A 19,503-nucleotide genomic window follows, 5' to 3' on the forward strand; every position below is an offset into this window, starting at 1 on the left:
AGGCTTGTCGTCGGTCATCCTCGAGGATGACCCCGCCTCCGGGGGTGTCCCCCTGCCGTCCCCTAGAGCGACGGCGAGGAGGCTTGGGCCCAGAATCGCTTGGGGATGCGGCCTGCCTCGCGGGCCAGGCGACCGGCGCGGACGGCATCGGCCATGGCCGATGCCATGAGCGCGGGCTGCCTGGCGCGAGTCACCGCGGTCGCGAGCAATACCGCCGAGCAGCCGAGTTCCATGGCAAGTGCGGCGTCGCTCGCGGTGCCGATCCCGGCGTCCAGGATCACCGGGACACCGGCCTCGGCAACGATCATCTCGATATTGTGCGGATTGCCGATGCCGAGGCCGGTGCCGATCGGGGCGCCGAGCGGCATCACCGCGGCGCAGCCCGCCGCTTCGAGCCTGCGGGCCAGCACCGGGTCGTCATTGGTGTAGGGCAGCACCACGAAACCGGCGTCGACCAGCTTTTCCGCGGCGTCGAGCAGTTCGATCGGATCGGGCAGCAGGGTGCGCTCGTCGGCGACGACCTCGAGTTTGACCCAGTTGGTGTCCAGTGCCTCGCGGGCCAGTTGCGCGGTCAGCACGGCCTCGGCGGCGGTGCGGCAACCCGCGGTGTTCGGCAGCGGGGCGATATCGAGACGTTTCAGCAGGTCGAGCACACCGGTGCCGCCCGCTGCATCGACCCGGCGCATGGCGACCGTGGTCAGCTCGGTGCCGGAAGCGACGAGAGCCTCCTCCAGCACGGCCAGGCTCTCGGCACCGCCGGTGCCCATGATCAGCCGGGAACCGAACTGCCTGCCCGCGATCTCTAGCGGGGTGTCGAGGGCCGCTGTGTCAGCCACCCTGGACCGCCGTCAGCACGTCGATCTGCCAGCCGCGGCCGACCGGCTCATCCCAGCGCGACTTCGGGAACACCGCGCCGTCGACGGCCAACGCCACGCCCTGACACGGCAACTCCAGCCGGGTGAGCAGCTCGCGCACCGTGAGCGGCTCGGCGAACTCGTGGTCCTGGCCGTTCACGGTGACGCCGATGGGCACAGATATCGCGGTCATCGAACTCCTCCTGCGGATGAAACAGCCGGCGCGGACGGCGCCGAGAAGCGTTGCGGATTCGCCGATGCCACCTCGGGCAGCGGGGCACCCGCCAGCTCGGCCGACACCGCATCCGCGGTGATGGCGGTGGTGAGCATGCCGTTGCGGCCGTGTCCGGTGGCGGCGATGATCCGGTCGGTGAGCCTGCCGATGAGCGGCAGGTTGTCCGGCGTTCCTGGTCGCGACCCCGCATTCGCCTCGGCCAGTTCGTATTCCCCGATACCCGGCAGGATGGCCTCGGCGTCGGCGATCAGGTCACGCACCCCTCCCACGGTGACCGTCACATCGAAGCCCGCCTCGTATTGTGTTGCGCCGACCACGATTCCGTCGCCGCGCGGCACCAGGTACACCGGCCTGCCGTGCACCCGCGCCCGGATCACCCGGGTCGGCACCGGCTGCGCACCCGGCCGGTGCCGCAGCCGCAGGATCTCGCCCTTGACCGGACGCACCGGCAACCCGGGCGACAGCGTCGACGACGACGCGCCTGCGGCGAGCACGATCTGATCGTGCGGCAGGGCGTCGAGATCGTCGACGGCTTCGGCGCGCATCTGGACCCCGGCCGCCTCGGCGGCGTGGCGCAGCGCGGTGACGAGCAGCCGGTTGTCGATCGCGGGCTCGGCGGTGGCCAGCATGCCCGCGCGCACGGTGCGGGCCAGTCCTGGTTCGAGCTCACGCACCCCGGAACGATCGAGAATGCGCAGGTCGTGGCCGTGGCCGCCCACCCAATCGGCAATGGTGCGCAGATCGGCGGCATCGGCGGCGTCGAGCGCGACGGTCAGGGTCTGCTCGGCCACATAGACATCGACACCGGTTGCGGCGCGGAGGCGGGCGGCGAACTCGGACCAGTGCGCCAAAGCCGCGGCACCGAAGGCGAGCACGGCGTCCTCACCGGGCCAGCCTTCCGAGAGCGGGGCCAGCATCCCACCGGCAACCCACGAGGCGCCGGAACCGACCGACGGATCGAACAGCGTGACCGTCCACCCTGCCTCCGCGGCCCGCCAGGCCGCGGCGAGCCCGATGGCGCCGCCACCGACGACGGCCAGAGTCCGCATCCGTTCCTCCTCGTATTCGCATCACCACGGTAGCGCGGCTACGGTCGAAGGCGTGCAACCCTCCCACCCGAACCGACCGCTGCCGCCACGGGAGCGCCTGGCCACCGCGCGGTTGTATCTGTGCACCGACGCCCGCCGGGAAAAGGGCGATCTGGCCAAGTTCGCCGAGGCCGCACTCGCGGGCGGAGTCGACATCATCCAGCTACGCGACAAGGGGTCGCCGGGCGAGCAGAAGTTCGGCCCGCTGGAGGCGAAGGCCGAACTCGGCGCACTCGCCGAACTGAAAGCCGCCGCCCGCAGGCATGGCGCCCTGATCGCGGTGAACGACCGGGCCGATCTGGCACTCGCGGCGGGCGCCGACGTCCTCCACTTGGGCCAGGGCGATCTGCCGCCCTGGTACGCCCGCCGCATCCTCGGCCCCGACGTGGTGATCGGCCGCTCCACCCACAATCGCGCCCAGGCGGGCCTCGCTGCCATCGACGAGCACATCGACTACTTCTGCACCGGGCCGGTGTGGGCGACTCCGACCAAGCCCGGCCGCTCGGCCGCCGGGATCGACCTGGTCCGTTCCACCGCCGACGCGCATCCGACCCGTCCGTGGTTCGCCATCGGCGGGGTCGATGCGGAGAAGCTGCCGGAGGTGCTCGAGGCGGGCGCCGACCGGGTCGTGGTGGTTCGGGCGATCACCGAAGCGCGAGACCCGGAGGCGGCGGCGCGGGAGTTGAAGGCAGCGCTGCTCGCCAATTTCTGAGCGGCCGAGCGCTCAGGACAAGATCTGGCCGGTGGTCAGCGCCAAGGTGGGATTTGCCTCGGCCCGATCCGCGACATCCTCGTCGGCCAGGTCCGCGAGCCCCTCGACGATCGTGGCGAAATCCCCCGGCCCGTCCGCGACCGCGTGCAACCAGATGAACCCCTGTTCCGCGAGGTCGACGGTGCGGGGAAGGGCGGCCGCCAACGCGGGCGCCTTGGCGATACCGGCCAGGTCCACCCGTGCCGGGACGGCGCGCAGTTCGGGCCAGGCGAGAGCGAAGCCGGGATGCAGCGGGCGAGCGTCCACCTCGTCCTCTGGCACCCAGGCCAGTTCGACGCTCTCCCGGTTGGCGCTGGTCGACAGGGTGTGCGCGGCATCGGCGACGACGGTCGTATAGGTCCAGCCGCTCGGCGCGCACGCCGTCACCCGTTCGGCGCGCACCCGGACATCGGTCGAGGCGATCCCGGCCTCTTCCCACGCCTCGCGGACCGCGGCGTGCATCGGTGTCTCATGGCTGTCGCGGGCACCGCCCGGCAGCGCCCAGGTGCCGCCCTGATGACTCCACGGGGCGCGATGCTGCAACAACACCGCCGAACCTCCGCCCGCCAGCGGCGCCCGCAGCAGCAGGCCGGCCGCCCCGAACTTTCCCCAGTGGCGGACCCCATCCGGTCCACGCGACCAGCCGTCGCCGTCACCACGCATTTCGCACCATCCTCGTCACCTGGCCACTTCCATACTGCCCCACCCGGCGCCGCTAGCGGGCCGTGTCGGTGCGACGCCAGGCGGACGCGGCCGGTATCGGCGACACGCCCCACACACCGACCGCGGGCACTAACCTTGGCCGGTTACCGTGGCCGGTCGCACTCGTTCGGACGGATGAGTTGTCGGCGCACGGTATGGGGCCAGACAGAATAGGCTCCGAATCAGCGCAAATAGGCGCCCCTGAGCGGGGAGGTGGACATGACGCGGTTGGCAGCGGATCGGGCGGCGGCGGTACTGGAGCCGGCGACCGATGCCGAGCCGCCGAACGGGAGCGGGCGACGGCTCCCGATGCGTCCGCATGTGCGGGCGATGCGTAAGCAGCTCGATCCGGCCAATCTACGGTCCTTTGCCCGGTCAACGCCGGGCCGGCTGATCGGCGTCGGACTATTACTGGCCGTGGTCTGCCTGGCCGCGGGCGCGGTGACGGCGGCGACGGTCAACGAGCGGCAGAACGGCCTCGACATCCTGCTCGCGGAAACCGAACCCGACGCCCATTCCGCACACCGGATCTACACCTCGCTCTCGGTCGCCGACGCCGCGGCTGCGACCGCGTTCATCTCCGGTGGTCTGGAGCCACAGCATGTTCGCGACCGCTACAGCCAGGCGGTCGGTGAGTCGGCGGCCGAGCTAGCCGCCCTATCCGGCGAGGGCCCTGACCAGAGGATCCGCACCGAGATAGCGACCGGCCTACCGGTCTACACCGGGCTGATCGAGACCGCGCGGGCCAACAACCGCAGCGGTTACCCCGTCGGCGCCGCCTACCTGAGCGAAGCGTCGAATGAGATGCAGACGAAACTGTTGCCGATGGCGGGTGAACTTCAGCAGCACCGTTCCGACGCGGTCGACGTGGCGCAGCGCCATCACGTGCGGCCGCCGTGGGCGGCGATCGCGTTGCTGATCCTCGCGTTGGCCGGATTGGTCTGGGCCCAAGTAGATTTCGCTCGCCGCTGGCATCGCACCTTCAACCCCGGACTACTCCTCGCCGCTGGTGGGGTGCTCCTGCTGCTGGTGTGGACGGTGGTCGCCGGATCCATCTCGGCGACGTCGATGATCCGCGGCCGCGACGACGCCGCGTTGCCCGCCGACCGTTTGACCGAGAGCCGCATCCTCGCCCAGCAGTCCCGTTCCGCGGAAACTCTGAAGCTGGTGCGCCGCGACGCCACCGGCGACTATGACCTCACCTACGACGCCAACCGGACCAGGCTCACCGAATTGCTCGCCGATGACGCCCCCGGCGTCGCGGATGCCCGTGCGGCACTCGATCGTTGGCATGCCGCGCACCTGCGGATGAACGAGGCACTCGACCGCGGCGATTTCGTCGCGGCGGCAGCCGTGGCGACCGGGCCCGGCGCCGCCGATTCCGCCGCGCAGGTCGACGCCCTCGACAAGGCATTGGCCTCCGGGATCGCGGACACCCGAAACAACCTGCGCGACGACATCTCTCAGAGCGCGCGAGTATTGGACTTCCTGGCACCCGGCGCGCTGATCCTCGGCATCCTGGCCGCGGCATGCGTCGTCCTCGGTGTCTGGCCCCGACTACGGGAGTATCGATGAGAATCGTACGCACCGCGCTCGTGCTGGCCGCGGTCGCAATGATCGGCGGCGGGTGCGCGACCGAGCCGACATCACGCACCGCCATCGACGGTGTCGATTTCACCGCACCTCCGCTGCCCGCGCAGGCGAAAACGATCGAGACCGACGCGAGACTTTCGCCGAAATCCGAACCGGATTGCGGTGACCCCACCGCAAGCCTTCGCCCCGACAATGCCGCCAACGGACCGGCTCTCGATGCCATCCGCGCCCGCGGACGTCTGGTGGTCGGCTTGGACGCGGGCAGTAACCTGTTCAGCTTCCGCGATCCGATCAGTGGGGCGATCGTCGGATTCGATGCCGATATCGCCAGGGAGGTCGCCCGCGATCTGCTCGGCAGCCCGGATCTGATCGAATACCGGAGCTTGTCCTCCGCTGATCGGGAGAAAGCCCTCCAGGACCATTCCGTCGATCTGGTGGTCAAAACCATGACCGTCACGTGTGCCCGGCGGGAACGGGTTTCGTTCTCCACCGTCTACCTGATGGCGCATCAGCGAGTGCTCGCCGTCAAGGGGTCCGGTATTCAGAGCCTCGCGGATCTGGCCGGTAAGCGTGTCTGCGTCGTGGCCGGGACGACCTCGGTGGACCACATCCGCCGCTATGAACCCGCGGCCACGATTCTGACCGTGCCCACCTGGGCAGACTGTCTTGTGGTGCTGCAACAACGTCAAGTCGACGCGGTCAGCACCGATGACGCGATCCTGGCGGGCCTCGCCGCCCAGGACCCCTACACCCATCTGGTCGGCCCCAGTATCAGCGATGAGCCGTACGCAATCGGCATCTCCAAGGGCAATGACGATCTGGTGCGCTTCGTCAACGGCACCCTGGCGCGTATCCGCACCGACGGCACCTGGACCCGTATCTACGACCGCTGGTTGTCGGTGCTCGGCGACGCCCCCCGTCCGCCCGAGCCGGTCTACCGGGACTGATCCATGCGCGAAACCGGCGGCAGCCCAGATGAGCCCGCGGCATCCGACGATGTGCCGGGTACGCAGGCAGTGCCGGGTACCCAGGCGGTGCCGGGTACGCAGGCTGTACACGGCACCCAGGTGACCCCCGGCCGCTCCAGCGCGACCGGGCGCGATTCCGCCGCCACCATGCGCACCTCGGGTCGAAGTGTGCGCACGGCGCTGTCTCGCCCCGCGGTGCGCAAGCTGGGGGCCGGGCTGGTGGAGATTCCCACGGTGGACCCCGCCGATCCGCGTGATGCGGTGCTCGCGGATCCGATTGTCGCGGAGGGTAAGCGGTTCTGCTGGCGGTGCAGTTCCCCGGTGGGGCGGTCGACGCCGACGCATCCGGGGACAACGGAAGGCTCCTGCGACAACTGCGGTGCGCCGTTCGATTTCCGGCCGTCGCTACATCCCGGTGACATGGTGTCGGGCCAATACGAGATTCAAGGCTGCCTCGCACACGGCGGGCTCGGCTGGATCTATCTGGCGATCGACCGCAATGTGAGCGACCGGTGGGTGGTGCTCAAGGGCCTGCTGCACGCGCGGGATGCGGAGGCGCAGGCGGTCGCGGTGGCGGAGCGGCAGTTTCTCGCCGAGGTCGCGCATCCGAGCATCGTCAAGATCCACAACTTCGTCGAGCACACCGGCTCGGATGGCACGCCGGTCGGCTACATCGTCATGGAGTATGTCGGCGGCCGATCCTTGCGCGACATCCTCGACAGCCATCCGCGCCCGGAAAGGATGCCGGTCGCCGAGGCCATCGCCTATGTGCTCGAGGTGCTGCCCGCGCTGGACCATCTGCATTCGATCGGGCTCACCTACAACGATCTCAAGCCCGACAACATCATGGTGACCGAGGATCAGGTCAAACTCATCGACCTCGGCGCAGTCGCCGCCATCGAGGCATACGGAAACCTGTACGGCACCAGGGGTTTCCAGGCACCCGAGATCGCCAAGACCGGACCTACCGTCGCCTCCGACGTCTACACCGTCGGCCGGACGCTTGCTGTACTCACCGTCGATATGCCGATGGAGCACGGCCGCTATCTCGACGGTATCCCCGACCCCGCCGCGCATCCGGTGCTGGCCGTGCACGAGTTCTTCTACCGGCTGCTGCTGTGCGCGACCGATCCGGATCCCGCACGCCGCTTTCCCTCCGCGCGCGCCATGTCCGCCCAGTTGGCCGGTGTGCTGCGGGAGATCCTCGCGATGGAGACCGGCGCCGAACATCCACAACTGTCCACAGTGTTCAGTCCACAGCGGGCCGGGTTCGGTACCGAGGAGCTGCTGGGGCAGACCGATGCTTACACCGACGGCGTCGCCCGCAGCGCCAAGTTGCCCGCCCGGGATGTGGCGCTGGCATTGCCGGTGCCGATCGTCGATCCGGCCGATCCGTCCGCTCCGCTGCTGACCGCCGCGGTGCATCCGGATCCCGACCACGCACTGGAAGCCTTGGACGACGCGAGGGAACGCGCGGCAGCCGATCCGGACAACGCACCACCGAACCTGGACGTGGAGTTGCGGCTGGCCGAGTCACGCATCCGTCTGGATCGCGGCGAACCCGCGGCGGCGACCCACGTACTCGACGGCATTCCGGTCACGGCGCGGGACTGGCGCGTCGACTGGTACACCGGTCTCGCCGAGCTGGTCGAACTCGATTTCGAGAAGGCGTTCGCCCGTTTCGACTCCGTGCTGAACGTGCTGCCCGGCGAGATCGCCCCCAAACTGGCGCTCGCGGCTACCGCGGAACTCGTATTGCAACAGTGGGACTCGGCCGATCCGGAGCAGTGGCGCGCCTACGCGCAGCGGTTCTACGCCACCGTCTGGCGCACCGACCACGGTGTGGTGAGCGCGGCCTTCGGTCTGTCCAGACAGCTCACCACCGCGGGTCGAGTCAACGACGCGGTATACGCACTCGACGAGGTCCCGCCCACCTCCCGCTACTTCACCACAGCTCGGATGACCGCCGTCTTGCTCCTGCTCGCCTCCGCCGAGCCTGACGAGCTCGACGAGACAACCCTGCATTTCGCGGCGGCACGGGTACAGGCCCTGCCCGCCGCGGAGCATCGCGCGGTGCAACTGCGGTTGATGGTGCTCGGCGCCGCCCTGGCCTGGTTACAAGCGGGCCACACCCCAAAGCGTCCGGATGCCACCCTGTTCGGCGAGCCGTTCACCGAGCGCGATCTGCGCGACGGCACCGAAGCGGGGCTGCGTACATTGGCCCGAATCGCCCCCAATCGCGCACACCGATACGCATTGGTCGATCTCGCCAATGCCATCCGGGCCAAAACCTGGTTCTGAGCGAACCACCCTCCGGTCCTTACGCCTCCGAATCGCGCGTCGCTCCGGGCCGCGGCGCTTCGCGTACCTCGTGCAGGGCCCCGTCGTTCAGCCGGGCAGCCCGGCGACAACCTGTTGCGCTGCCCTCGCGATCGCGAGCTCCTCGTTGGTCGGCACAACGAGCACCGCGACCTCGGCATCCGGTCGCGAAATGAACCGCGCAGAACGATCTTTCGCATTGTTGCGCTCCGGATCGACGGCGATTCCGAACTTCTCCAGATCGGCCAATGCATCGGCGCGCACGTCGGGGCTGTTCTCCCCCACGCCCGCGGTGAAGGTGATGGCATCCACCCCGCCGAGCTCGATCAGATACGCGCCAAGGTAGCGACGCAGGCGATGGATGTAGACGTCGTAGGCCAGCTGTGCGGCGCGATCACCACCATCGATGAGCCGCCGCAGTTCGCGGAAGTCATTGACACCGGACAATCCCTTGAGGCCCGAATTGCGGTTGAGCAGTTGGTCGATCCGGTCGATGTCCATATTCGCCGAACGCATCAGATGCAGGATGATACCAGGGTCCAGGTCGCCGGTGCGGGTCCCCATGACCAGGCCTTCCAGCGGGGTCAGCCCCATGGTGGTGTCCACCGGCGCACCGTCGCGAATGGCCGAGGCCGATGCGCCGTTGCCGAGATGGAACACGATCTGCGATACCTCGTCCGGTGCGCGACCGAGCAGCTTCGCCGCCTGACCGGACACGTACTCGTGTGATGTGCCGTGGAAGCCATATCGGCGAATACCGTGAGCTGCCGCCACTTTCGCATCGATCGCGTAGGTTCTCGCGGCATCGGGGAGATCGTGGAAGAACGCGGTGTCGAAGACCGCGACCTGCGGAGTGCCGGGCAGCAGTTCCCGGACCGCTTCGATACCCATGACATTGGCCGGATTGTGCAGCGGAGCCAGCGCCGACAGTTCGGAGATCGTGGCGATGGCGTGATCGTCGAGCAGGGTCGGCCGGTAGAACACTTCGCCGCCGTGCACGACGCGATGCCCGACCGCGGTCATCGCCTCATCGGTCAGATCATGGCCGGAGTCGGCGAACATCCGGAACGCCAATCGCAACCCGGCGGTGTGGTCGGCGATCGGGCCGCGATGCTCGACGGTCTGCCCGTCCACGGTGTGCTCGATCCGGCCGTCGTCCTCACCGATCCGCTCGACCAGGCCGGAGGCGGTGATGACACCGGAATCCGGATCCAGCAGCTGATATTTGATCGACGACGAGCCGGAGTTGATAACCAGCACACGCTCGTTCCCCATCACACCTCCTCCGATACCGACGCGCATATCGAGTCGGCACATCCGCAGTAACCCGGCACCAAACCCGCTTGTTCCACCCCTGTGACCAGCACGACAGCCAGGGTCATTCGCCCTGCGCCTGGATCGCGGTGATGGCGACGGTGTTGACGATATCGGCGACCAGCGCACCCCTGGACAGGTCGTTGACGGGCTTGCGCAGGCCCTGTAGCACCGGGCCGATGGCGATCGCACCGGCGCTGCGCTGCACCGCCTTATAGGTGTTGTTGCCGGTGTTGAGGTCCGGGAAGATGAACACCGTTGCCCGGCCCGCGACTTCGGAGTCGGGCAGCTTGGCGTCGGCCACAGTCGGTTCGATCGCGGCGTCGTATTGGATCGGGCCCTCTACCAGCAGCTCGGGCGCGCGTTCGCGAACGAGCTTGGTGGCGACCCGCACCTTGTCCACATCCGCACCGCTGCCGGATTCACCCGTCGAGTACGACAGCATGGCCACTCGCGGATCGATGCCGAAACGTGCGGCGGTCGCGGCCGAGGACGTCGCGATATCGGCGAGCTGCTCCGAACTCGGGTCCGGTACCACCGCGCAGTCGCCGTAGGCGAGCACCCGATCGGCCAGACACATCAGGAACACACTCGACACCGTCGAGACACCCGGCACGGTCTTGATGATCTCGAACGAGGGCCGGATGGTGTGTGCGGTCGTGTGCGCCGCGCCGGACACCATGCCGTCGGCAATGCCCTTGTGCACCATCATGGTGCCGAAATAGGAGATGTCGGAGACGGTTTCGCGGGCCCGCTCCACCGTCATCCCCTTGTGCTTGCGCAGCTCGGTGTACTCGCGGGCGAAATCCGCCAGGTGGTCGGAGGTGCGCGGGTCGAGGACCTCGGCGTCGGCGATATCGACCCCGAGTTCGGCGGCGCGGGCGCGGATGGCGACCTCGTCACCGAGGATGATCAGATCGGCGATCTTGCGTTGCAGCACCCGCCCGGCGGCGCGGAGGATGCGGTCGTCGTCGCCTTCGGGCAGCACGATGCGTTTGCGGTCGGCCCGTGCCCGTTCGATGAGCTGGTATTCGAACATCTGCGGTGTCACCACAGTGGAGCGCGGAACCTCGAGCCTGCGCAGGAACTCGCCGGCGTCGACGTGCTGTTCCATCAGTGCGAGCGCGGTGTCGACCTTGCGCGGATTGCCCGCCGACATGCGACCGCGAGTGCGATAGGCGGCGCCGGCGGTGTCGTAGGTACCCAGCGAGGTGGTGAGGATCGGCAGCTTCGGCTTCAGGCCGGTCATCAGCCGGGCGATCGAGGGATGCGGTAGCAGCCCACCGTTCATGATGATGCCCGCAAGCGACGGAAACCCCTCCGCCTCATGCGCATTCACCACGCTGAGCAGGACGTCCGAGCGATCACCCGGCGCGATGACCACCTCGCCGTCTTCCAACCGCTCCAGAATGTGCTCGGCCGTCATACCGCCGACCATGATCTTCATCGCCTCGCGGTTGAGCAGCTCCGGATCGCCGCTGTACATCTCGCCATCGATGGCGGCGCACAGTTCGGCCATGGTCGGCGCGATCAGCAGCGGCACCTCCGGCAGAGTCCACGACGGGACATCGAAACCGGACAGCGCGGCACACACCGCATCGAGCTGATCCGGATCGCAGCGGTTGGCGATGATGGCGACCAGCTGGGCGTGCTCGGCGGACAACTCCGACGAACACAGTTCCGCCAACTGCTTCACCTCGTCGGGGCTGCGATCGGACCCGCGAACGACCAGGAGCACCGGCGCGCCCAGATTCACCGCGATCCTGGCGTTGTAGCGCAGTTCGCTTGGGCTGGCCACGTCTGTGTAATCGCTACCGATCACCACCACCGCATCGCATACCTTGGCGACCTCGTGAAACCGCATCACGATCTCGCTGATCGCGGCGTTCGGATCAGCGTGCACCTGTTCGTAGGTGACGCCGATGGCCTGCGCGTAATCGATATCGGCGGTGCTGTGCTCGAGCAGCAGCTCGAGGATGTAGTCGGGTTCATCGGTCGACCGGGTGATCGGCCGGAACACCCCGACCCGCGCGGTGGTCGCGCACAGCATCTGCAATACGCCGAGCGCCACCGTGCTCTTGCCGGTGTCACCTTCCGGTGAGGCGATGTAGACGGTGGACGGTGCTGAGTCGGCCATACGCCAGAGCTTAGTGAACTGGCGGCAATCGGACCTGGCGACGGCAAGCGTGAGATTGTGCCGTGTACAACACCCGCCGATATAGTCCCCGGAATGGCCGAGCCGTTTCCGAATACGCAATGGGGTTCCCGCGACAACCTGCTCTCGCGCCTCGCGCATCCGATTGCCGCGAGCAAGCCCGGTTCCTGGTTGATCCGCACCCTCACCCCCGCCGACCGGGCCATATTGCGCCGCACCAACGGCAAGCGCACCCTGCTCGGCCCGATCGGAGCACCGGTCATCCTGCTGACGACCACGGGACGCACATCGGGTCAGCCGCGCACCCAGCCGCTGCTGTACGTGCACGACGGCGAGACCCTGTATGTGGTCGGCAGCAACTTCGGGCAGGCGCACCATCCGGCGTGGACCGGGAACCTGCTGGCGAATCCGGAGGCGACCGTCGTCATCGCGGGCGAGACCATCCCTGTCACCGCGACGCCGGTTCCGGACAACGCCAAAGACGCCGTCTACGAGCGGTTCATCGAGGTCACCCCCGCCTACGGCGCCTACCGGGAGCGCACCACCCGCGACCTGCGTATCTTCGCGCTGACCCGGTCCTGAACAGCGGCGGACCGGCTCGAGTCGTCATATGAGCGGCCCGAGCCGGTTCGCGAGTCGAGCACACCACTGGGCGCCGTGCGGGTCAGCACTCGGCACACCGACCCGCAACGCACAGTTCGGCCCGTGGTCAGCCCAGTGCCCGCAGCCGCGGCGCCAGATCGCGCTGGAACAGATCCAGGAAACGACGCTGGTCGTGGCCGGGAGCGTGGAAGACCAGGTGGTTGAGCCCGGCGTCCAGGTACGGCGTGATCTGGGCGACGGCGTCGTCGGGATCGCTGGCGACGATCCAGCGCTTGGCGATCTGCTCGATCGGCAGCGCGTCGGCGGCGGCCTCCATCTCGATCGGGTCGGTGATGGAGTGCTTCTGCTCGGCGGTCAGCGACAGCGGCGCCCAGAAACGGGTGTTCTCCAGCGCCAGTTCCGGATCGGTGTCGTAGGAGATCTTGATCTCGATCATCCGATCGAGATCGGAGACCTCGCGACCCACCTTGGCCGCACCCTCGGCGACCGCGGGCATCAGCTTCTCGGTGTAGAGGTCCATGCCCTTGCCGGAGGTGCAGATGAAACCGTCACCTGCGCGACCCGCGTACCGGGCGACCAGCGGACCACCGGCCGCGATGTAGACGGGGATACCGCCCTTGGGCACGTCGTAGATCGACGCGCCGACCGTGCGGTAGTACTGCCCGTCGAAATCGGTCCGCTCGCCGGTCCACAGCGCCCGCATGAGCTCGACCGACTCCCGCAGCCGCGCGAAACGCTCCTTGAATTCCGGCCATTCGCCGGTGTAGCCGGTGGCGATCTCGTTGAGCGCCTCGCCGGTGCCGACACCGAGCATCACCCGGTCCGGGTACAGACAGCCCATGGTGGCGAACGCCTGCGCGATCACCGCGGGGTTGTAGCGGTAGGTCGGTGTGAGCACGGACGTGCCGAGCAGGATGCGCTCGGTGCGCTCACCGGCCGCGGCCATCCAGGCCAGCGAGAACGGCGCGTGCCCACCTTTGTGCCGCCACGGCTGGAAATGATCGCTAACCGTCGCGCTGTCGAGGCCGTGTTCCTCGGCCAGCACGGCCAGCTCGACCAGCTCACGAGGTCCGAACTGTTCCGCCGACGCCTTGTACCCGAGTTTGAGATCCGCCACCTGCGCCACTCCTGTCGCTTTGTGCGGGGTCACCGCACACCCGTCGCTTCGACCATAGTCACCGGCGTGGTGTGTCGCCCAGAGCGCCCCACAGGGCGGCGATAGCGGACAATTGGCCGGTGACCTCCGCAGACGATCGGATCCTTTCCTACCTCACCGATATGGACGGTGTGCTCGTGCACGAGGACCACCTGGTCCCCGGCGCCGACGAGTTCCTCGCCGAGCTGCGGGACAAGGAGATCCCGTTCCTGGTCCTCACCAACAACTCCATCCGCACCCCGCGCGATCTCCAGGCCCGCCTGCGCCACAGCGGTCTCGACATTCCAGAGACGGCGATCTGGACCTCCGCGCTGGCCACCGCCACCTTCCTCGACGATCAACGGCCGCAGGGCACCGCGTATGTGGTCGGCGAATCCGGTCTGACCACCGCGTTGCACGAGATCGGCTACGTGCTCACCGACAGCGATCCGGACTATGTGGTGCTCGGTGAGACCCGCACCTATTCGTTCGAGGCGATCACCACCGCGATCCGCCTGGTAGAGCGTGGTGCCCGGTTCATCGCCACCAATCCGGACGCCACCGGCCCGTCTCGCGACGGCGTGTTGCCGGCGACGGGTTCGGTCGCCGCGCTGATCACCCGTGCGACCGGCCGCGAACCGTACTACGTGGGCAAACCCAACCCGCTGATGATGCGGTCGGCGCTGCGCCGTATCGGCGCGCATTCACAGACCAGCGTGATGATCGGCGACCGCATGGACACCGATGTCATCTCGGGGATGGAAGCGGGCATGCGGACGGTGCTGGTGACGACGGGCATCTCCACCCGCGCCTCCGTCGAGCAATTCCCCTACCGCCCCACCCTCGTCGTGGATTCGGTGGCCGATCTCATCGGCCGCACCGAGACCCCGTTCGCGGACTGAACCGGCGCGCGTCACCTGAAAATAGAACGTGTTACGTTTCGCCTATCCGGAAGAACGCGCGAAGGGTGCCGACGGCGATGGTCAGTTTCTTCACCAAAGACGGGGATCTACTCGTCCCGGAGAAGCATGCGGTGAGCCGGTGGGCGCCGACGCAGCTGGGCGGTACCGGGGTCTGCGGCCTGCTGGCCCGGCAATTGGAGACGCATTGCCCGGCGGGGTTCGTTCCGGTGCGGATGACTGCCGATCTGTTCCGTCCCGTGCTGAACGCACCCATCGAGGTGCGCAGCGAGATCGTCCGCGAGGGCAAGCGGATCACCGTCGCCGACGCCACCATCGTTCAGGAGGGCGAGGTTCGCACACGCGGAACCGCGGTGTTCCTGACCACCGGCTCCGAACCGCCCGGCCAGGTGTGGAGCGCGGCCCTCGACCTGCCGGTACCCGAGCAGATCCTGTCCCCAGACGGTGCGCCCGGGCTGTTCACCAGCGGTGACCGCGACTGGTCCCATGACGTGGCGGCGAACCAGAACGCCGATCGTAAGACCTCCTGGCACAGCCTGCCGCCGCTCGTCGCCGGCGAACCCATCTCCCCCTTCCAGCGTGCGGCCTTCCTCGGCGACACCACCAACCATGTGTGCCACTGGGGTTCACACGGCGCCGGCTACATCAACACCGATATGACCCTCACCCTGTCGCGTCTGCCGATCGGGCACGAAATCGGCATGCGCGCCGACAACACCATCGCCAACGCAGGCATCTCGATCGGCACCGCCACCCTCTACGACCGCACCGGTGCGGTCGGTACCTGCGTTGTCACTGCCTTGTCCAACGCCCACCGGCAGATAGATTTCACGGTGCCGGCCCGCCGCTGACCTCGATCCGCGCCTACAAGGCCGTGTACACGGCCTCGACCAGGTCGTAGGCACGACGGTCACCGGCAAGCCCGTCGCGACGCAGATTCGGGATGAAAGCAATCGCCACATCGTTGTCCAGGTCGCCGAGACCGATCGATCCACCGGCACCCGGATGACCGAAGGCGCTGGCACGCGCCGCTTTCGGGAGGAGGAAGTTCGGTGACGGGCGCATATAACCGAGCCCGAAGGCACTCTCCAGGAAGAGCACCTCATCCGCGCCGCGCACCCGTTCACGGATGGCCTCGCGCACTGTTTCCGGTTCGAGCAGATCACCACGGATCAGATCGCGATAGAACGCGGCGAGCGCTCGCGCGGTGGTGACCATCCCGGCGCCCGGCCAGCCGCCACCGAGAACGGCGGGGTCGTTGTAGGAACCGGCGGGATTCGTGGATGCGCGCATGAGCAACGAACCCGGGTCGCGGTAGGCGGCGGACAGACGGCGCAGCGTGTCGTTCTCGATCGAGAGTTCGTCGGATGACCACCGCGTCTGCGACGCCGGTGGGAAGCCGACCCGAGCAGCGCGCGCCATGACCGCAGACGGGACACCGATCCACAGCTCGCTGCCAATGGATGCGCGCACGTAGCCTCCGACGGTGTCACCCGTGCGGCGACGCACCAATTCGCCGACGAGCCAGCCGAAAGTCAGTGCGTGATAGCCGTGACGCGTCCCCGGCTCCCACAGCGGCGCCTGCCTGGTCAGTCGCGCGGCCATCGCAGCAGGATCAGCGGCATCGGCAGCCGTCAATGGTTGCGCGAACGCGGGCAGCCCGGCCCGATGCGTCAATAGATCCTCGGTGGTCGTGCTCTCTTTGCCGAGTCCAGCGAACTCAGGCCACCAGTGGGCGACCGGCTTGCCGAGATCGATCCGCTCGCGCTCGGCCACCATGAGCGCGGCAGTCGCCGTGACCGCCTTGGTACACGAAAACGCGACGCATGGCGTATCCGAAACCCACGTGCGCCCTGTCTTCGCGTCGGCCACGCCGCCCCACAGATCGACGACCGTCTCTCCACCGACGAACACCGCAACCGCGGCACCTACATCACGCCCGTCGACAAGGCTCGCTTCGAAGAGCTCGCGCACGCCTCGAAACGCTGGATCGCACACACCGTCGACCATCATGGCAAATTAGAACACGTTCTATAAATTGCCGACAACCTGTCACACTCACTCGCCCGGAGAGCCGATCACGTCGAGCGCATCGGTCAGGCGGGTCAGTGCGGCGACGATTGGTGCGAAGTCGTCGCCGAGCTCGTCGGCAAGGCGTTGCGCCATCACCGCATGCTGTGGGTTGATGCGGGCGACGGCTTCGCGGCCGGATTCGGTGGCGGCCACCAGTTTGGAGCGGCGATGGGCGGGGTTGGGGCGGTATTCGGCCAGCCCCTTGCCGACCAGCAGGTCGGCGATGCGCTGGACGCTTTGACGGGTAATACCCATGACACGAGCGATACCCGCCACCGGCATCGGTTCGCGAAGGACCGCGCCGAGCACCTGCCACCAAGCGGCGGTCAGGCCTGCCGGTGTGGCCAATTCCTCGGCGATGGCGAGGAATTGGCCGTTGAGCCGGAACGAGGTGATCGCGGCGGCGCTGAGAAGCTCTTGATCCGACATGCTCATGCCGTTGATGCTGCCCTGGCGTACTCGTCGAGCTCCGCGTAGGCCGACGCGTCGCTGTGCGCGTAGAGCCGGTACCAGGCGTCGAGGATGTGCGGTTCGTAGACGCCGAGTACGCCGAGCACCTCACGGGCGAATTCGAACGGCGCAGTGCCCGATGCGGTGACCACACCGCCGTCGGCGACCGCCGGCGACGCCACATAGTTGTCCGCACCCGCATATCCGCTGTACGCCAGCACCTCCGCGGCGTTGCTGGTGTGCTTCCTTGTGTCGAGCAGCCCTTCGAGCGCGAGCCCGAGCGTCGCCCCGCAGATCGCCGCGACCGGCACATCCGCATCGAGGAATCGGCGCGCGGCGCGAGCGAAGGGCGTCAGCGCATCAGTACCCCACTGATCGGCCCCGGGCAGGATCAGCATCGCGCTGTCGGCCGGGTCCAGATCGGCCAGCGCCAGATCCGGCGTGATGCGCATGCCGCCCTTGGTGCTGATCGGATCAGTGGTGAGCCCGACCGTACGCACCTGGAACGCGCCGGGCGTGCGCTGCCAGGGATGGGCGTTGACATGCGCGGTCGCCGCACCCACTTCCCAATCGGCGAGCAAGTCGTAAACGGCTACATGAACTACCTTCATTGTCATGACAGCATGCTGTCATATTCGACAGCATGCTGTCAACATCCGAGACCGAAAGAAGGCCGGTGCCACTACCGGCACCGGCCTTTTCCCAGCGTATGACCTCAGCTCAACGCATGCTCCAGATCGCCGAGCAGATCCCCCACATCCTCGAGCCCCACCGAAATACGCACCACACCATCGGTCAGGCCGATGGTTGCGCGCCCCTCCGGACCCATCGCTCGATGGGTGGTGGTGGCCGGATGGGTGATGAGAGTCTTAGCATCACCGAGATTGTTGGACAGGTCGATGATGCGCAGCCGGTTCAGTACCTCGAAAGCACGCTTCTTCGCCTCGTGCTCGGGCGCCTTCAACTCGAAGGTGACCACGGTGCCGCCGCCGCTCATCTGACTCGCGGCCAGGTCGTACTGCGGATGCGAATCCAGGAACGGGTACTTCACCCAGCTGACCGCATCGTTGCCCTCCAGGAAACGCGCGATCCGCAACGCGGATTCGGTCGAATGACGCACTCGCAGCGGCATGGTCTCCAGGCCCTTGAGCAACGTCCACGCGTTGAACGGGCTCAACGCCGGGCCGGTATGCCGCATCAGATTCTTGACCGGACCGCCGATGTACTCCTCCGAGCCGAGGATCGCACCGCCGAGCACCCGGCCCTGACCGTCGATGTGCTTGGTACCGGAGTACACCACCACATCGGCACCGAGTTCGAAGCAACGTTGCAGCAGCGGCGTCGCGAAGACGTTGTCCAGCACCACTTTCGCGCCGGCGGCATGCGCCATCTCGCTCACCCGGCGCACATCGACCAGCGTCTGCATCGGGTTGGCCGGCGTCTCGAAGAACACGGCCGTGGTCGGCACCGACAGCGCCTGCTCCCACTGGTCGAGGTCTTCACCGTCGACGAAGACGGTCTCCACACCCCAGCGCGGCAGGATCTCGTTACACACCACGAAACAGGAGCCGAACAGGCTGCGCGCGGCGACCAGCCGGTCGCCGGCGCCGAGCAGAGCACCCAGTGCGGTGAACACCGCCGCCATACCGCTCGCGGTGGCGAAACACGCCTCCGCGCCGTCGATCAGCCGCATCCGCTCCTCGAACATGGCGACCGTTGGGTTGCCGTAGCGGGAGTAGACGAAATGCTCGACCTCGCCGGTGAACGCGGCCTCCGCCGCTTCGGCGCTCTCGTAGACGAAACCGGACGTCAGATACAGCGCTTCGGACGTCTCCTCGAACCCCGAACGCCGCACTCCGCCGCGCACACCGAGCGTGGCAGGACCGACGCCCTCCGGTAGCGGCCGGTTGAACGCGCCGCCGGTGATCACGACTGCCGCCACGGTAGGCCGTCGGCGCGCCAGCCGGCAGCACCGCGATGACCGAACTCGTCGAGCGGGCCCTCGAAGCCCTCGCTGACGTTGTAGGCGGGCGCGATACCCGCGCTGGTCGCCACCGTCGCCGCATGCGCCGAACGCTGCCCGGAGCGACACAGGAACACCACGGGGGCATCCGGATCGCGACCATCGAGGACGGTGCTCAGCTGCTGGGCGAACTCGGTATTGCGCGCGCCCGTCCCGTCGACCCATTCGATCAGCACGGTCTGCCGGTCGATGGCGCTGGTGTCCGGAATGCCGACGAATTTCCATTCGGCCTCGGTCCGCACGTCCACCAGGACCGCCCGGGGATCGTCGCGCAATATCTCCCACGCCTGCTTCGGGGTGATGTCGCCGGCATAAGTCAT

The 19,503-nt window shown here is 67.8% G+C and carries 19 protein-coding genes; 7 read left to right on the top strand and 12 right to left on the bottom strand.

Features of this window, described 5'->3' with window-relative positions; translation table 11 throughout:
• Window positions 1–62 precede the first annotated feature (62 nt).
• Genes GV792_RS08820 through thiO form a run of 3 tightly spaced genes read right to left on the bottom strand, consistent with a single transcriptional unit; the run spans window position 63 to window position 2,138 of the window.
• The gene (locus tag GV792_RS08820) at window positions 63–836 is read right to left on the bottom strand and encodes a thiazole synthase (RefSeq protein WP_163823530.1); all 774 of its coding nucleotides are present in this window, start codon (window positions 834–836) and stop codon (window positions 63–65) included.
• A complete protein-coding gene (thiS, locus tag GV792_RS08825; RefSeq protein ID WP_163823531.1) occupies window positions 829–1,047 on the bottom strand; it encodes a sulfur carrier protein ThiS in 219 nt (72 codons plus the stop codon). Before thiS ends, GV792_RS08820 begins: the two co-directional genes overlap by 8 nt.
• A complete protein-coding gene (gene thiO, locus GV792_RS08830; RefSeq protein WP_163823532.1) occupies window positions 1,044–2,138 on the bottom strand; it encodes a glycine oxidase ThiO in 1,095 nt (364 codons plus the stop codon). Before thiO ends, thiS begins: the two co-directional genes overlap by 4 nt.
• A 52-nt stretch (window positions 2,139–2,190) precedes the next feature.
• Between thiO and thiE the strand changes: the two genes are divergently transcribed.
• Entirely contained in the window at window positions 2,191–2,889 is a 699-nt protein-coding gene (gene thiE / locus GV792_RS08835; protein WP_163823533.1) for a thiamine phosphate synthase, read from the top strand.
• Between the two features lie 12 nt (window positions 2,890–2,901).
• Here the strand turns inward: thiE and GV792_RS08840 are convergent, their stop codons facing one another.
• Entirely contained in the window at window positions 2,902–3,591 is a 690-nt protein-coding gene (locus tag GV792_RS08840) for an NUDIX hydrolase (RefSeq protein ID WP_163823534.1), read from the bottom strand.
• Window positions 3,592–3,849: 258 nt separating this feature from the next.
• Here GV792_RS08840 and GV792_RS08845 point away from each other — a divergent pair, with 258 nt between their 5' ends.
• The 3 genes from GV792_RS08845 to GV792_RS08855 are packed head-to-tail and all read left to right on the top strand — an operon-like array spanning window position 3,850 to window position 8,492.
• Window positions 3,850–5,205, top strand: a complete 1,356-nt coding sequence (locus tag GV792_RS08845) for a hypothetical protein (RefSeq protein ID WP_163823535.1) — start codon at window positions 3,850–3,852, stop codon at window positions 5,203–5,205.
• Window positions 5,202–6,170: a glutamate ABC transporter substrate-binding protein gene (locus GV792_RS08850; protein WP_163823536.1), complete on the top strand. Its 969-nt coding sequence runs from the start codon at window positions 5,202–5,204 to the stop codon at window positions 6,168–6,170. The genes GV792_RS08845 and GV792_RS08850 overlap by 4 nt, the downstream gene beginning before the upstream one ends.
• A 3-nt stretch (window positions 6,171–6,173) precedes the next feature.
• Window positions 6,174–8,492, top strand: coding sequence for a serine/threonine-protein kinase PknG (locus tag GV792_RS08855; RefSeq protein ID WP_256668671.1), 2,319 nt, complete (start codon window positions 6,174–6,176; stop codon window positions 8,490–8,492).
• Between the two features lie 87 nt (window positions 8,493–8,579).
• Here GV792_RS08855 and GV792_RS08860 read toward each other — a convergent pair whose 3' ends face one another.
• Window positions 8,580–9,785 carry an acetate kinase gene (locus GV792_RS08860; RefSeq protein WP_163823537.1) on the bottom strand — a complete coding sequence of 402 codons (1,206 nt, stop codon included), beginning with the start codon at window positions 9,783–9,785 and terminating at the stop codon, window positions 8,580–8,582.
• 103 nt (window positions 9,786–9,888) lie between these two features.
• Complete coding sequence (gene pta, locus GV792_RS08865; protein WP_163823538.1) at window positions 9,889–11,961, bottom strand: phosphate acetyltransferase; 2,073 nt, start codon at window positions 11,959–11,961, stop codon at window positions 9,889–9,891.
• 93 nt (window positions 11,962–12,054) lie between these two features.
• Between pta and GV792_RS08870 the strand changes: the two genes are divergently transcribed.
• Window positions 12,055–12,561: a nitroreductase family deazaflavin-dependent oxidoreductase gene (locus tag GV792_RS08870; protein ID WP_163823539.1), complete on the top strand. Its 507-nt coding sequence runs from the start codon at window positions 12,055–12,057 to the stop codon at window positions 12,559–12,561.
• Between the two features lie 127 nt (window positions 12,562–12,688).
• Here the strand turns inward: GV792_RS08870 and fgd are convergent, their stop codons facing one another.
• Window positions 12,689–13,699 carry a glucose-6-phosphate dehydrogenase (coenzyme-F420) gene (gene fgd / locus GV792_RS08875; protein ID WP_163823540.1) on the bottom strand — a complete coding sequence of 337 codons (1,011 nt, stop codon included), beginning with the start codon at window positions 13,697–13,699 and terminating at the stop codon, window positions 12,689–12,691.
• 161 nt (window positions 13,700–13,860) lie between these two features.
• Here fgd and GV792_RS08880 point away from each other — a divergent pair, with 161 nt between their 5' ends.
• Entirely contained in the window at window positions 13,861–14,619 is a 759-nt protein-coding gene (locus GV792_RS08880) for an HAD-IIA family hydrolase (RefSeq protein ID WP_175584159.1), read from the top strand.
• A gap of 77 nt (window positions 14,620–14,696) precedes the next feature.
• Entirely contained in the window at window positions 14,697–15,488 is a 792-nt protein-coding gene (locus GV792_RS08885) for a thioesterase family protein (RefSeq protein ID WP_163823542.1), read from the top strand.
• Between the two features lie 13 nt (window positions 15,489–15,501).
• Here the strand turns inward: GV792_RS08885 and GV792_RS08890 are convergent, their stop codons facing one another.
• From GV792_RS08890 to GV792_RS08910, 5 genes are all read right to left on the bottom strand, one after another.
• Window positions 15,502–16,611: a serine hydrolase domain-containing protein gene (locus GV792_RS08890; protein WP_309139087.1), complete on the bottom strand. Its 1,110-nt coding sequence runs from the start codon at window positions 16,609–16,611 to the stop codon at window positions 15,502–15,504.
• Between the two features lie 84 nt (window positions 16,612–16,695).
• Window positions 16,696–17,145, bottom strand: a complete 450-nt coding sequence (locus tag GV792_RS08895) for a MarR family winged helix-turn-helix transcriptional regulator (RefSeq protein WP_163823544.1) — start codon at window positions 17,143–17,145, stop codon at window positions 16,696–16,698.
• The gene (locus GV792_RS08900; protein WP_375154457.1) at window positions 17,142–17,771 is read right to left on the bottom strand and encodes a DJ-1/PfpI family protein; all 630 of its coding nucleotides are present in this window, start codon (window positions 17,769–17,771) and stop codon (window positions 17,142–17,144) included. Before GV792_RS08900 ends, GV792_RS08895 begins: the two co-directional genes overlap by 4 nt.
• Window positions 17,772–17,875: 104 nt before the next feature.
• Window positions 17,876–19,090 (bottom strand): O-succinylhomoserine sulfhydrylase, encoded by a 1,215-nt coding sequence (locus tag GV792_RS08905; protein ID WP_163823546.1) that lies wholly within the window; start codon window positions 19,088–19,090, stop codon window positions 17,876–17,878.
• Window positions 19,087–19,503 carry a rhodanese-like domain-containing protein gene (locus GV792_RS08910; RefSeq protein ID WP_163823547.1) on the bottom strand — a complete coding sequence of 139 codons (417 nt, stop codon included), beginning with the start codon at window positions 19,501–19,503 and terminating at the stop codon, window positions 19,087–19,089. Before GV792_RS08910 ends, GV792_RS08905 begins: the two co-directional genes overlap by 4 nt.

The organism is Nocardia cyriacigeorgica, from assembly GCF_010868145.1.
Taxonomy (GTDB): Bacteria; Actinomycetota; Actinomycetes; order Mycobacteriales; family Mycobacteriaceae; genus Nocardia; species Nocardia cyriacigeorgica_D.